The sequence below is a fragment of the Oscillibacter sp. PEA192 genome, from assembly GCF_003574015.1.
In the GTDB taxonomy this organism is placed as follows: domain Bacteria; phylum Bacillota; class Clostridia; order Oscillospirales; family Oscillospiraceae; genus Oscillibacter; species Oscillibacter welbionis.
Genome location: NZ_AP018532.1, coordinates 2950650 through 2963751, shown reverse-complemented (window position 1 = coordinate 2963751; position 13102 = coordinate 2950650). Strand labels below are relative to the sequence as shown.

Here is a 13102-nt window from a genome sequence, read left to right as displayed (position 1 = left end):
ATGAACTATAAAGAACTGGCTGAACAGGCATTGGATTACATTGTGGAACAGCGCAGATGGTGCCACCAGAACCCGGAACTGAGCCTCGAGGAAGTCCAGACCACAGAGCATATTGCGGCAGAGCTTCAGAAAATGGGCTATACCGAGATCCAACGCTTCCCGGACCATACCGGATTATGTGCGATGCTGCGGGGGGGAAAGGCCGAAAAGGCGTGCAGAACTGTGGCTCTCCGGGCGGATATTGATGCCTTGCCGGTAGAGGAAAAGACAGGCCTGCCCTTTGCAAGCCGAAATAAGGGCGTCATGCATGCCTGCGGCCATGACTGCCATATCTCCATGCTTCTCGGTGCGGCAAAGATGCTGATGGAGACGAAAGACGAATTGCAAGGCAACGTCAAACTGATTTTCCAGGCTGCGGAGGAGACCTGCCACGGTGCGGAATACTATGTTGAAGCGGGTATCCTTGATGGCGTGGATGCCATTATGGGCCAGCACGTGTGGGCGACACTGGAGGAGCCATACATCAATGTGCAGGCGGGGCCCCGCATGGCCAGTGTGGATAACTTTGTAATCAAGGTAGATGGCGTTTCCGCCCATGGGACACAGCCGCATCTGGGTGTGGACGCACTTTTGGCTGCCGCAGCGATTGTCAGCAATATCCAGTCATTTGTCTCCAGAACGAACGACCCCTTAAACCCGCTGGTAGTAAATATCGGAGAGATGCACGCCGGACAGCGGTATAATATTATTGCAAACCATGCGGAACTGTTTGGAACCACCCGGACTTATAACGCAGAATTCCGTATGAAGATTGAAGCGGGGCTGCGGCGGATTGCTGAAAACACAGCCAAGGCTTTTGGCGCGACTGCCACGGTTGAATATGATTACTATGCAAACTCTCTTTATAACGATGATGAAGAGTTGAATAAAATCGCCCATGACGCAGCTGTGAAACTCTATGGGGAAGCGTGTTTGAAAGAACTTCCCCAGATGATGGGCAGTGAGGATTTTGCTTTCTTTGCCGATAAGATTCCAGCGGTGTTCGGTTTTCTTGGAACGAGAAATGAGGAACTCGGTATGACGGTGGGGAACCACAACGACCGCTATACAGTCCATGAGCCGGTGCTGCAGAGGGGGGCCGCACTGTATGCGCAGTTTGCGGCAGACTATCTGGAGCGTGGCAAATAAACTGGCAGCTGATGAATTGCGCAGGGGACATTCCGGACTCAGAAAATGCCCGGAAAGGAATATCCGCTGTACAGTAGAGGCCGGCATTCCATCGACTGGAATGCCGGCCTATCATTTTGTCATTTCAATCAAATGGTGTTCTTAATATATTCCTTATCCCAGAGCCGGGAAACTAACACTATCTTCATCGGAAGTGCTCTATTATGACTTTAGCGGGCACCAGAAGCACTCCAATAAATGCGACTGTGGTAGAAACGAGGTTGTACTCATGGAATATGGAATATGGACACTGATCCCCGTCCTGTTCGTCATTGCCTTTGCGCTGAAAACAAAGCGGACTCTGGAACCGTTGATCTTTGGAACTCTGCTGACCTATGTGATTACCAGCGCTGCACGGATCCCGTCCGAGGGAGTGTATGCACTGTCTCACATCGCCACCGACTGGATGGATGCTTTTTTCCGCGTGGCGACAGATTATTCGCACCAATGGGTCTTTTTGGTGTGCGCGTTGTTCGGCAGCCTCATTACGCTGTTGGGAGAATCCCATGGAACACTGGGATTTACAAGGGCGCTTGGAAAGCTCTGCCGGGGGCCAAGGTCCACCATGATGGTCACCTGGATCATGGGGATTCTTATTTTTGTGGATGACTATTTGAATATCATGACACTGAGCACCTGCATGAAAAAACTGACCGACCAACGCCGTGTGCCCCGGGAGGCCCTGTCTTACATCATCGATTCCACCGGCGCGCCGGTGTGTGCCATTCTGCCGTTCTCTACCTGGGCAATCTTCTTTTCCGGGCTATTTTTCACGCAGCCGGGGATTGCGGAGCTGGGCTATGGAACGGCGATAGAGACATTCTATCACGTGATCCCCTTTGCCTTTTACGCCATCGCAGCGGTTATCATCGTGCCGCTGTTTATCGTTGGCGTTGTTCCCAAGCTGGGGCGGATGCGGACCGCTTACCGCCGCCTTCAGGAGACCGGCAAGGTCTATTCGCCGGAGAGCGCACCGCTCAACGAGGAGGATGAGTCGGAATTTCAGACACAGGGCAGCCTCATGGACTTTATCCTGCCGGTGGGCGTGTTGATTATCTTGGCAATCATTTCCGGAGAGCTGTTTCTGGCCGTGGTTGCTGCGATTGCAGTGTGCTTTGTACTCTATATTCCCAGAGGCAAAATGAGCTTTTCCAGGTTCTGTGATCTGGCGATGCACGGCTTTTGCAACATGATTCCCACGGTGGCCATCATCTTCTTTGCGTTTGTCATGCAGGAGGCAATGACCGATATCGGGATTGCCGATTACATCATTACCCTGGTGCAGCCCCATGTCAATGCCGTGATCTTCCCTCTGGTGACATTTCTGGTGGTGGCGATCCTGAATTTCAGTACAGGCAGCGTGTGGGGGATTCCGGCCATCGTTGCGCCAATCCTGCTGCCGCTGGCGGAGAGCATCGGCACAAATCTGCTCCTGGTCATGGGGGCGATTGTCTCGGGCGCCACGCTCGGCAGCCATGCCTGCTTCTATTCCGATGCCACGGTATTGACATCCAGCTGCTGTAAGATCGAGAACATGGATCATGCGTTGTCTCAGATTCCGTATGCGCTGTGTGCCAGCGGAATTTCCGCTTTGGGGTATCTGGTATGCGGTGCTCTGCTGTAAAGGAGGAAGACCTATGCCGTATCATCTTTGGATGGGAAATATCGTAAATATTGCCACGGATGCCATTGTAAATGCTGCAAACACAGAACTGAAGCGTACGCCGGGGATCTGTGAGGCAATTTTCGCCGCAGCGGATAGTGCAAAGCTGGAGGAGGCTTGCCGACGTCATGGCCATTGTCCTATCGGACATTCTGTGATGACGCCGTCCTTTGGGCTGCCGGCCCGCTATATTATTCACGTGGCCGGACCTGGCTGGTTTGGAGGCGCGGAGCGAGAGCGGTTACTGCTGGCAGACTGCTACCGCCGCGCCATGACAAGGGCAGTGACCAGCGGATGCAAAAGCATTGCGTTTCCACTTATTTTTTCGGGAGAATATCACATCCCACGAGAAGAAGCAATCTATATTGCCGGCCAAGCGATTACGGACTTTATACGCCGGAGTCCTGCCTTGGATGTGGTTCTGGTCCTTTACAAGCCGGGAATCTATCTGATGGCCAAACGGATTTTGGGATGGGACGATACACACAGTTATGAAACGAGCGCCAAATGATTCTGGCGCTCGTTTTCCTGCTGGTGGGAGCGCCCCAATTCTATCTTCCGATCATGACGCCATTATTCACGGTTTGGTAGTATTACGCGTGATACGATAACGGGACAAGGTATTGATTCTATGACGAGTTGTGGGAGGGTGAGTACATAGGGGACGGACAAACAATGAATGCGCGAATTTCCCACACGATCCGGAAGCGGAGGATCCTCCGGGGAGGCTAAAAATCCTTTTTGGCTATGCGGCCGGCGTGAGCAAAACGTATGCCCTGTCGTAAGCGGCGCATCAGGCGCAGAAAGAGGGCGCTGATCTGGTGGTGGGCTATGTGGAGCCCCGCATGTAAGACCGGATACATTGTCCCTGCTGAACGGACGGGAGGTCTTGCTGAATAAGAAAAACGAATACCGCGGCATTCAACTCCGGGAGGGTTGATATTGACCAGATTCCAACTGTCCTGGTGGATGAAGCGGCGCACAACAACACCCAGGGGTGCCGGCATACCAAGCATCGGGATGTGGAGAGGCTTCTTCGGGTGGGAAAAGTCTGTCGGAAACGCCAGACCAAACAGGTCCTGCAAAATTTCTTTACCACAGGGAATATAAAGCAACTGCGCTGCAATCTGCACTTGGCGGAGCAGCAGGGGGCGCAGATTTCCATGGTGTACGGGACGGCTCCTGCGGTGCAGATCGCGGAATACGCAAGGGTCAGCGGCATGGCAAAGATCGTCATGGGCCGCATCAATCATAAGTCAGGAGCCCATCACGGGGAAAACAGCCCGGCAGACCAACTGACGGATCTGGAGGTATACATCCTTTCGAACTGTCAGCATTTATTAAGGGGCCGATTGGAGAATTGCGTGTGCCGGAAGCACATTTTTCCTGGAGAGATGCGGGCGTCATGCGGGCTTCGCTGCTGCTATCCGCAGGAAACTTGATGTGCGAAGCCCAAAACAGATGCGCACTGTCCGCTGAGAAGCAAAAAGCACCTGAAATCTTTAGATTTCAGGTGCTTTCCTGCTGTAAGTGGCGCACAGATTACAGGGCTGTATGGAGAGGCAACGGGAATTGCGTTTGCAGAGACGCTGATATCTTCAAACGTTGTACGCAGACTGCCCCGCCACGTGTCGGTGGCAGGCTTCCGGACGGCGGTTCCCTCCGCAGAGCGTCTTCCGCCCAAAAGCTGAGCCCCAGGGGGCGGCGCACGGAAAGGCAGCTTGCCCACAGCCAGGGGCATGAAAATAACTGCCGCGAGGCGTTTCCGCCGATCCCGTCTGACAAAAGACGTCAGTTTGGATCTCAATCCGGCGGAGGATCCTGTTCGCATGGCAGCTTCAGGACGAATCGGCTTCCCGCTCCCCGGGATTTTTCCACATAAACAGCGCCGCCGTGGAACTCCGCGATGGCCCGCACCAGTGCCAGTCCAAGTCCGGCACCGCCCAGCTGTCGGGAGCGGGAATCATCCACCCGGAAAAAGGGCTCGAAAATCCGCTGGCGGAGCGATTCCGGGATGCCGGGTCCCTGGTCGGCAACCACGATTTGGAACCATTCCCCATCCCGGTGGCCCGCGATGTGTACAACGCTGCCGGCCGGGCTGTACTTGACGGCATTTTCCACCAGATTGCATACCGCCTGCCGGAGCAGCTCTGCATTTCCGGCCAGGGTACAGGGCGCGGCATCCACCAAAATGGTGATGCTCCGCGCTTCCGCCTGGGGGGCGGCCTGGTCCGCGGCGCTCCGGATCAGCTGGCCGGAGGAGAGCCGCTCTCCGCGGGATGCCCGCTCCAGATTGGTCAGCTCCAAGAGTTCGCTCACCATGGCGGACAAGCGGTCCACCTCCCCCTCGACGATCTGGAGCAGCTCCAGTGTGGCCTGGGGGCGGAAGTCCTGCTTTTTGCGGAACAGGCCGATTCGGGTCTTTAGGACTGCCAGCGGTGTGCGGAATTCATGGGCCGCGTTGCGGGAGAAGTTCCTCTGCATGACGAAGACCTGGTTCAGCCGCTGGGACATCTGATTGAACGCCAGGGCCACTGCGGCCGCCTCATCCCCGCTGTCGGGGATCTCAACGGGCTGCGCCAGATCCGCAGCCGTCCGCTCCCGGATCCGGCAAGTGAGTGTGTCCAACGGAGCAAGGGCTTTTCCAACCAGCCGGTATATGAGGAACAGGCCCAACGCCAGGATGGCAACCATGGCCAGCAGGCTCTGCATGTGGAACGCCCCCTGAGCCTGCTGGATCGTATCGCTGATATGCAGTTCCGCCATGGGCAGGCTGACACTGTCTTCCAGCTCTGCGCGCTGCGCCGGAAGAAGCGGCACCGCCTGAATGGCGTCGGCCATCCGGATGGCCGAAAAATTGTTAGTCACAGTGAGCAGGAGGCAGCAGAGCGTCAGCAGGGCTGCGCAGAGCAGAGTGACCCGCAGGCGCAGGGACATCGGTTTCCTCATGCCGTCTCCTCTCCGGCCAGGCGATAGCCCCGACCTACCTTGGTCTGGATCGGATCATGGCCCAGCCGCTTCCGCAGTTTTTTCCGGAGCGAGGAGATGTGCATCCGCACGGCGTTGCTGAAGGGGTTGGCATCCGCCTCCCAGATATGCTCCATCAGCTCCTCCTGGCTGATCCAGCATCCCCGGTGAAGCATCAGATGCTCCAGGATGGCAAATTCCCGGGGCGTCAGGGGAAGGGGTTCCCCACGGCCGGAGACCTCCCGGGTCACGGTGTTTAGGGTCAGCGCGCCCACCTGTACAAGGGACTCCCGCTGACGAAATTCCCGGCGCAGCAGCGTCCGCACCCGGGCCTCCAATTCCTCCAGGGCGAACGGCTTGGTCAGGTAATCGTCCGCGCCCAGATCCAGCCCTGCCACCTTGTCTGAGAGCTGTGACCGGGCGGAAAGAATCAGCACCCGCAGCTCCGGCTGTTCCGTCCGGATGTGCCGGAGCAGCTCCAGCCCATCCATGCCTGGCAGGTTCAGATCCAGGACCACCAGATCATAGGGTTCCACAAACAGCCGCTCACAGGCCGCCGGACCATCGTAGCAGCAATCCACCGTGTATTTTTCCAGTCTCAGATCCTCCGCGATCCCGTCGCACAGGAGACGCTCATCCTCCACCACCAAAATCCGCATCCCACTCACCGCCCTTTTCCATGTGCGGCTATTATAGCACATCCAGATAAAATTTCCATCAAGACCGCCTTGACAGGAAATTTACGTTTTCCATGCTACAATGCCTCCTGTCCAAAATCCGCCGCAGGTGCGGCAAGGAGGTTTTTTATGAAGCGATGCAAGAACAAACGGAAGCTGGCCGTGCTGGGTCTGGCCGCTGCCATGGCCCTGTCCCTGGCGGCCTGCGGAGAGAAGCGGCCCAGTCAGGAGGATGTGGAACAATCCATCGAGGCTGGTACGCTTACCATCGAGGACGCCCTGGATAAGGGCTGGGTCGATCAGGCGTGGGTGGATGCCTATTATGAGGAGAACAGCGTTCCCGCCGCCAGCAAAACAGAGAGCAACATGGTGGGCGACTTTGCCACGACCACCCTGTCCGGAGAGGCGTTTACCCGGGAACAGCTTGGGGATGTGGTGTTCTTTGCCTTCCTGGATCCGGAAGCGGAGGGGACGCAGGTCTTCTATAACGCACTGGCGGAGGGATATGGGGGCGTTGCGGAGAATGGGGCGGAAATCCTGGTTTGCACCAAAAGCGGAACCGGCAGCGAGATGTTTGCCGATGCACCCTTCCCCGTCATCCTCTACAACGACTCTCTGGCAGCAGCTGTGGGCAGCAACAGAAGCATGGTGGAGGACGGGGAGATGCCAAACGTCGCCTCCTGGTATGTGAACGGAACATTCCTCTCTGCATGGTATTCCGCCGTGGACGCAGAGGAGCTGCCTGCGTCCGCGGCCGCCTTTGTGGAGATGAGCCGGAACGCCGCGTTCCAGTCTGGGACGGCGGCAGAGGGCGGCGCCGCTATGGCGGCTATGGGCTGATATGAGAAAGATCACGATCTGTTGTCTGGCAGCCGCCCTGCTGATGATTGGACTGGGGCTGTGGCGCGGGGAAGCGGACATGGTCCTGCACAAGGGCGTCAACCTGTGTTTGGAGTGTGTGGGCATTGGCTGAAAACAAGCATCGCTGGAAGATCCAGCTGGGGGCCGCGCTGGCTTCCAACCCCTTTTTGATGAACTTCCTGCATGGAAGGATCTCCAGGACCGGCCTGAAGGCCGTCTGCGTCCCCGGGCTGAATTGCTACTCCTGTCCGGCCGCGGCAGCTTCGTGCCCCATCGGGGCGCTTCAGGCGGTGATCGGCTCCTCCAAGTTCCAGTTTGCATGGTATGTGGTGGGATTCCTCATTTTCGCAGGCGCGCTGCTGGGGCGGGTGGTGTGCGGCTTTCTGTGCCCGTTCGGATGGTTCCAGGAGCTGCTTCACAAAATCCCTGCAAAAAAGTTCAGCACCAGGCGGGTCCGCATCTTGACCTATCTGAAATACGGGATTCTGGCGCTCTTCGTCATTGTCCTGCCTATGACGGTGGTCAACGAGGTGGGAATGGGCGACCCGTTCTTCTGCAAGTATATCTGCCCCGCCGGCATCCTGGAGGGCGGCATCCCGCTGGCGCTGGCCGATGCGGGCATCCGGGCCGGCCTGGGCGGACTATTTACCTGGAAGAGCTGCATCCTGCTGGGGACAGCTCTGCTGGCGGTGTTTTTCTACCGGCCTTTCTGCAAGTGGCTGTGCCCGCTGGGGGCCTTTTACGGGCTGTGCAACAGAATTTCCATCTGCCGCCTGCAGGTGGACTCGGGCCGGTGCACCGCCTGCGGGGCGTGCAGTCGTGCGTGCAGGATGGATGTGGATGTGTTCAGGACGCCCAACCATGCTGAGTGCATCCGCTGCGGGGACTGTGCGGCTGCCTGCCCCCATGGGGCCATCACCAGGGTATTTTCGATCAAAAGAATACAAGAGAAGAAGGAGACTGCCACATGAAACGTGTTCTGATCCTATTGCTGTCGGCGGTACTGATGACCGCCGCATTGACCGGCTGCAGCTCCGGTGAAGAGGACGCCCTGGTGTCCAAGACACCTTTCCCGGAATTTTCCGAGGTGGACATTGCGGGCGATGAGATCTCCAGCGACATTTTCGCCGACTATGACGCCACCATCGTCAATTTCTGGAACAATGGCTGCGGTTCCTGCATCGCCGAGATGCCTGAACTGGAGGAGCTGTATCAGGATTTCAAAGAGCGAAACATCAACCTCATCGGTGTGGGTACCGACTCCGGCGAGAGCCGGGAGCAGCTGGACACGGCCCGGGAGATTTTGAAGGAAAAGGGCGTGACCTATCACAATATCTCTCCGGATCCGGAGGGCGATTTCTACAAGGACTTCGTTGCGGATATTTCCACCTATCCCACTACATATATCGTGGACAGCGAGGGAAACATCGTGGGTGCGGATATCGTGGGCAATGTGAAGAAGCAGCTGGACACCGTGGAGACCCGGCTGGCGCTGATCACCGGCCAGAAATAGAGTGAGAGACTGACAGGCGGCCGCCCCGCGGAATAGGGCGGCCGCCTGTGCCGGATTCGTTGGCCGGGGAGAGGGGAGCGGGCGATTTGGCGGCTGCTCCGGCAGGCCGCCAGTAAAGAGCGGGAATCCCACCTTATCAGCAGATGCGGGAATCCCTGCCGCACGGGGGCCGCAGATGGGCCGTCGGTACCAAATCCCGGAACAGACAGGCGAGGGGCATCAGATCAGCACACGGCGGTTGGGGTCACTCAAAACTTCCCGCTGGATGTAGGAGGCAATGATATCAATAAACTGGGAGGCGCGGGGCGGAGCCGTCAGCGTAAATCCCGCCATTTTGACCAGAAGCGGTCGGTTTGTATGCCACGCGCAGAGAACGACAGTCTGGATGTTCCGCTCCACGTTGGAGGGATGGCACCGGGTCTGCAGGGCCACGACTTCATAGATCTCTTCGGTGACATTGAGCAGGCGGGATTCGTCTTCCAGGACCAGAGCAATGGCGCGGACCGTCTGCGGGTAACCGCGGTAATTGCGCGTAATGCCAAAGGGGCGCAGCGTTTCCCGGATGATCGTGTCCATGGAGAGCACCTCCTCGAAATTTGCGATGAGAAGATTGTACGACGAAAAACAGCAAAGCCTGAAAAAACGACATCTCTCAGAAAATTCGACATCTTCCATTGCGTGGGGAAGCTGCGCAGCCTGTCTTCCAGAATTTGGAACCCCCCTTTCAATCTATCATAATATATTTTTTTACTTTTGTCTTGAATCTGGCTGTATTTTACAAAAAAATGAGCGCCGGAAGACCGGCACCCATGGGGAAGAGGGAAAAGTTATCTGAGCAGACAGGATCTCCTTCAACTCCTGGAGAGACCTTTTTGAAAGCTGCGGGCCAATACGCGGGGCTGGAGGACGATGTTCAGCACTACTGGCCTGGATGTGATGGAAACAGGGAAAGCCCCCGCTCTTACGAGCGGGGGCTTTCTTGCGCAACAAGTTACTTGAAAGAAACTATTTGCCTTACGGCTGGGCAGTGTAGACGAAGCGGACAGTGTTGGAAGTGAACTCATCCACAACTCTGCCGTCTTCATTTTCGATGGTGATAATTACATAGTAATTACCACTTTCCTGGATCGCGATTTGTCCCAGGTTGTTCCAATCATTAACCTCATAGGCAGTCTCGTTTACATGCTCCTTGGAGCCGACTTCCGCATCGCCCTCGGTGCTGTTGGCCTTCATCAGAGTCACAGTAACAGGATAGTTAGCGGGAATCTTTCCGGTGCCGACCAGGTCAACAGTAACGATATTGCTGTTGCAGACGAAATTCTCCACACCGGTCAGGTCCAGCTCGCCGCTTTCCTGCTCACCGTCATCTTTGGCAACGCCGCCCACGTCGGTGACGCAGATGAAGGTGATCTCGCCGTCCTTCACGTACAGATCGATCTCCACAGTGCCCTTGGTCTCCAGATCCTCGTCTCTCACGGCATCCAGAGCGGCCTCCAGACGGGAGATGCTGTTGATCTCGCGGTCATACACGGAGTCGTTCCGGTCGGAGTTGCTGCGGCCATCGATGATGGTGGCGTTGGCGATGCTGACATCGTCGAACTTGACGTTATCGATGGAGCCGCTCAGAGCGTTGCGATAGATCTGGTCCGTGTTGTCCAGCGCCAGATCCTCTACGACGATGCCGTCGGAATCCTCATCGATAGAAGAAGCGGTCTTGTCATAGTCCTTCAGCGTGTAGACGCCGTCCTCGTCGATGCTGTCCACCTCATAGAAGCCATGGGCACTCAGCTTTTCATCGATGGTGATGTCCTCGCTGGTGTTGTCCTCCATGGACCAGAACTCGCGGACGTACTTGTCGGTGCCCACCTTGTCGGTGCTGCTGCCGGCGGCGTACAGGATGTCGGCGGAGCCAACGGAAGCGTCGGAGCCGAGCAGGATCACATACAGGGCGTCACGGTTCTCATCCTGGTCAGCAATCACGATCACACGGCTTCCGTTGCTCGGTGTACCCTTCATGCCGCCCATGGCATAGACGGTGTCGATATCATCGGCATAATCATCCACGCCGAGGTACTGAGTGTTCTCGTCCACATAGAAGGTCTTGCCGCTACCGCCGCCGACGATGGTGGTGGAGAACTTGGTGTCGTCCATAGCCAGAGCATCCTTCAAATTGGTGTTCAGCTCACCACTATCACTGAAGCCATAGACGGTATAGTCTCTGTCCCCGTCCCAAGCAGTGGCAATGTCATCATCAAAGGTATACAGGCCATTGACAACAGTAAACTCATCTGTCTTTTCATCATTAATGAAAGCCTTCAGTGCATTGTCCGCATCAGTTTCATCCAGCTCGATGTCAGAGGCAGAACCATCCGCCAGGGACACGGCCTGGGCGTACCAGGTAAACTTGTTGGCATTGTAACGGCTCTCCTCGCAGTAAACGCCGGTCACATAGTACACGTCGTTCAGGTCCGCACCAGCGGCACCCTCCACACCGATGACATAGCCGTCGGCGGTCAGGTAGATGGTGTACTCCTTGTCGAAGTCGAAGTTGCTGGTGATGCCGTCCACGAAACCAGCGGTGCCGTTCTCGTTGCGGGCAAACTCATACTTGGTGCCGTCCATGGTGACGGTCTCGTCCTCACGGAAAGCGGTGACTTCGCCGGTGACAGCCTCGGCCTCGTAAGAAGCCAGGACTTCATCGCCGAACTTGCCGTCGCGGAAGGCCACGGCCAGAACAGTGCCCTCGTCATAGGAGGAGGCATAGCCCCGCAGGGTCTTCTCGGCATCGTCGTACTTGTCGTAGTAGTCGTTGCTGTTGTCGCCGTCCAGATCGGTGAGGGTCAGGACCTCGGAGGCGCCGTTGCGGCTCTCAGCGGTGCTGACGTCGGTATCGACCTTGTCGATCTTGGCAACAGTGTAGCGGGAAACCACAACGGTCTCCACATCGCCGTTGTCATTCTCGTAAGCCTCGACGATATCGCCCACGGCAACCAGCTCAGAGGACTTCACCTCATTGTCATCGCCGTTCAGGAAGTACTTGGCATCCTTGGCTTCGGAGCTGCTGTAATTCATGTAGCTGGAGCTGGTGACCACCTGGCCGACGTCCATATCGTCGTCCTCCACCACATAAGTGGCGTCAGCCTCGTTGGCATAGGTGCCCACATCGTCGCCATCATAGACCCACTTGCTGGAGGGATGGCCGAAGATGTCGGTGGCATCCTCCTTCTCCAGGTCCTTGAAATACTTCTCGCCGAACTGCATCAGGCCGTCGCCGTTGCGCTCGCCATCGATGTTGCCGTCGGTGTTGGTATTGTTTTCCACGTCCTTGCGGGTGGAAGTGGTGTTGATGGTGATGTCGCCCACAACGATGGTGTCCTTCTTGTCATACTCGACCATGGTGGCCTGCAGCATGTTGAAGGCGTACAGGGCGGCCTCCTGACGGGTCACAGCCTGGGAGCCCACGAACTCGTCGTTGCCGTCGTCCAGACCGATGCCGCTGGCCTGCTTGATGACGCTGACCTGCCAGTTGGCGCCGGTGTAGCCCTCGATGGAGCTGTCATAGCCCAGAGCGCCCAGCAGCATCTTCATGAACGCGTTGCCGCTCAGGGTGCCGGTGGGACGGAAGGTGCCGTCAGCATAGCCGCTGATGATACCCTGCTGAGAGCAGTAGGTGATGTAGCCCGCGAAGGTGTTGGTCACGGGAACATCCTTAAAGGGAGCGGTGCCTGCGCTGAGCGCGGAGGCGGTGGTGGGGCCCAGGATCAGGTTGCAGATGATCTTGGCGGCCGCGCCACGGGTCAGGACATCATCGGGACGGAAGTCGCCGTCGGAATAACCGTCGACAACACCCAGGGCAGAGATCACATCCACAGCTTCTTTGTAGGTGATCTCGCTGTCGTCCGTGAAGTCCTTGGCGCCGGCGCTGACGGTGACCAGAGACATGGTCATCACCAGAGCAAGCACCAGAGAAAGGAACTTCTTCATTGGGATTTCTCCTCCTTCAAAAAATTTGCGGTCCGCCGGAAGACCCCAGGCGGGTCTGGGATTCGTGTGGGGGCTAGCCAACCAACTTGTGTCGGCCTACACCAACCGCAGAGCCGGATGCGGGGCGCTTCCGCCGTTCGCAAGGCCAATTTACGGGAAAAAACTGCCGGTGTCCAGCGTTTCGCAAACCTTTTAATCCAATTGAAAAAC

12 protein-coding genes are annotated in these 13102 nt (G+C 56.9%); 7 read left to right on the top strand and 5 right to left on the bottom strand.

Annotated features, from left to right (window positions below; translation table 11 throughout):
- From DN611_RS14705 to DN611_RS14695, 3 genes are all read left to right on the top strand, one after another.
- The gene (locus DN611_RS14705) at nucleotides 1-1188 is read left to right on the top strand and encodes an amidohydrolase (protein ID WP_119311717.1); all 1188 of its coding nucleotides are present in this window, start codon (nucleotides 1-3) and stop codon (nucleotides 1186-1188) included.
- Between the two features lie 268 nt (nucleotides 1189-1456).
- The gene (locus DN611_RS14700; RefSeq protein WP_021747956.1) at nucleotides 1457-2851 is read left to right on the top strand and encodes a Na+/H+ antiporter NhaC family protein; all 1395 of its coding nucleotides are present in this window, start codon (nucleotides 1457-1459) and stop codon (nucleotides 2849-2851) included.
- Nucleotides 2852-2864: 13 nt separating this feature from the next.
- Nucleotides 2865-3401, top strand: a complete 537-nt coding sequence (locus DN611_RS14695; protein ID WP_025543626.1) for a macro domain-containing protein — start codon at nucleotides 2865-2867, stop codon at nucleotides 3399-3401.
- Between the two features lie 217 nt (nucleotides 3402-3618).
- Here the strand turns inward: DN611_RS14695 and DN611_RS16560 are convergent, their stop codons facing one another.
- The 3 genes from DN611_RS16560 to DN611_RS14680 form a co-directional block, all read right to left on the bottom strand.
- Nucleotides 3619-4143 carry a hypothetical protein gene (locus DN611_RS16560; protein WP_136891223.1) on the bottom strand — a complete coding sequence of 175 codons (525 nt, stop codon included), beginning with the start codon at nucleotides 4141-4143 and terminating at the stop codon, nucleotides 3619-3621.
- A gap of 550 nt (nucleotides 4144-4693) precedes the next feature.
- Nucleotides 4694-5839: a sensor histidine kinase gene (locus DN611_RS14685; RefSeq protein ID WP_119311715.1), complete on the bottom strand. Its 1146-nt coding sequence runs from the start codon at nucleotides 5837-5839 to the stop codon at nucleotides 4694-4696.
- Nucleotides 5836-6516 (bottom strand): response regulator transcription factor, encoded by a 681-nt coding sequence (locus DN611_RS14680; RefSeq protein ID WP_021747951.1) that lies wholly within the window; start codon nucleotides 6514-6516, stop codon nucleotides 5836-5838. Before DN611_RS14680 ends, DN611_RS14685 begins: the two co-directional genes overlap by 4 nt.
- Nucleotides 6517-6663: 147 nt before the next feature.
- Here DN611_RS14680 and DN611_RS14675 point away from each other — a divergent pair, with 147 nt between their 5' ends.
- Genes DN611_RS14675 through DN611_RS14665 form a run of 4 tightly spaced genes read left to right on the top strand, consistent with a single transcriptional unit; the run spans nucleotide 6664 to nucleotide 8908 of the window.
- Nucleotides 6664-7374 carry a hypothetical protein gene (locus DN611_RS14675; RefSeq protein WP_119311714.1) on the top strand — a complete coding sequence of 237 codons (711 nt, stop codon included), beginning with the start codon at nucleotides 6664-6666 and terminating at the stop codon, nucleotides 7372-7374.
- A 1-nt stretch (nucleotide 7375) separates the two neighbouring features.
- The gene (locus tag DN611_RS17100) at nucleotides 7376-7507 is read left to right on the top strand and encodes a CD1871A family CXXC motif-containing protein (RefSeq protein WP_256264661.1); all 132 of its coding nucleotides are present in this window, start codon (nucleotides 7376-7378) and stop codon (nucleotides 7505-7507) included.
- Complete coding sequence (locus DN611_RS14670; protein ID WP_249390861.1) at nucleotides 7500-8366, top strand: 4Fe-4S binding protein; 867 nt, start codon at nucleotides 7500-7502, stop codon at nucleotides 8364-8366. Before DN611_RS17100 ends, DN611_RS14670 begins: the two co-directional genes overlap by 8 nt.
- Nucleotides 8363-8908 (top strand): TlpA family protein disulfide reductase, encoded by a 546-nt coding sequence (locus DN611_RS14665; protein WP_119311713.1) that lies wholly within the window; start codon nucleotides 8363-8365, stop codon nucleotides 8906-8908. The genes DN611_RS14670 and DN611_RS14665 overlap by 4 nt, the downstream gene beginning before the upstream one ends.
- 219 nt (nucleotides 8909-9127) lie before the next feature.
- Here DN611_RS14665 and DN611_RS14660 read toward each other — a convergent pair whose 3' ends face one another.
- Nucleotides 9128-9484 (bottom strand): sporulation initiation factor Spo0A C-terminal domain-containing protein, encoded by a 357-nt coding sequence (locus DN611_RS14660; protein ID WP_160117448.1) that lies wholly within the window; start codon nucleotides 9482-9484, stop codon nucleotides 9128-9130.
- A gap of 438 nt (nucleotides 9485-9922) precedes the next feature.
- The gene (locus DN611_RS14655; RefSeq protein WP_119311711.1) at nucleotides 9923-12892 is read right to left on the bottom strand and encodes an S-layer homology domain-containing protein; all 2970 of its coding nucleotides are present in this window, start codon (nucleotides 12890-12892) and stop codon (nucleotides 9923-9925) included.
- Between the last annotated feature and the right edge of the window lie 210 nt (nucleotides 12893-13102).

Excerpts from the sequence above, each read along its gene's own strand:
- DN611_RS14705 (WP_119311717.1), top strand. The coding sequence starts at position 1 with ATGAACTATAAAGAACTGGCTGAACAGGCATTGGATTACATTGTGGAA.
- DN611_RS14700 (WP_021747956.1), top strand. The coding sequence starts at position 1,457 with ATGGAATATGGAATATGGACACTGATCCCCGTCCTGTTCGTCATTGCC.
- DN611_RS14695 (WP_025543626.1), top strand. The coding sequence starts at position 2,865 with ATGCCGTATCATCTTTGGATGGGAAATATCGTAAATATTGCCACGGAT.
- DN611_RS16560 (WP_136891223.1), bottom strand. The coding sequence starts at position 4,143 with ATGATTGATGCGGCCCATGACGATCTTTGCCATGCCGCTGACCCTTGC.
- DN611_RS14685 (WP_119311715.1), bottom strand. The coding sequence starts at position 5,839 with ATGAGGAAACCGATGTCCCTGCGCCTGCGGGTCACTCTGCTCTGCGCA.
- DN611_RS14680 (WP_021747951.1), bottom strand. The coding sequence starts at position 6,516 with ATGCGGATTTTGGTGGTGGAGGATGAGCGTCTCCTGTGCGACGGGATC.
- DN611_RS14675 (WP_119311714.1), top strand. The coding sequence starts at position 6,664 with ATGAAGCGATGCAAGAACAAACGGAAGCTGGCCGTGCTGGGTCTGGCC.
- DN611_RS17100 (WP_256264661.1), top strand. The coding sequence starts at position 7,376 with ATGAGAAAGATCACGATCTGTTGTCTGGCAGCCGCCCTGCTGATGATT.
- DN611_RS14665 (WP_119311713.1), top strand. The coding sequence starts at position 8,363 with ATGAAACGTGTTCTGATCCTATTGCTGTCGGCGGTACTGATGACCGCC.
- DN611_RS14660 (WP_160117448.1), bottom strand. The coding sequence starts at position 9,484 with ATGGACACGATCATCCGGGAAACGCTGCGCCCCTTTGGCATTACGCGC.
- DN611_RS14655 (WP_119311711.1), bottom strand. The coding sequence starts at position 12,892 with ATGAAGAAGTTCCTTTCTCTGGTGCTTGCTCTGGTGATGACCATGTCT.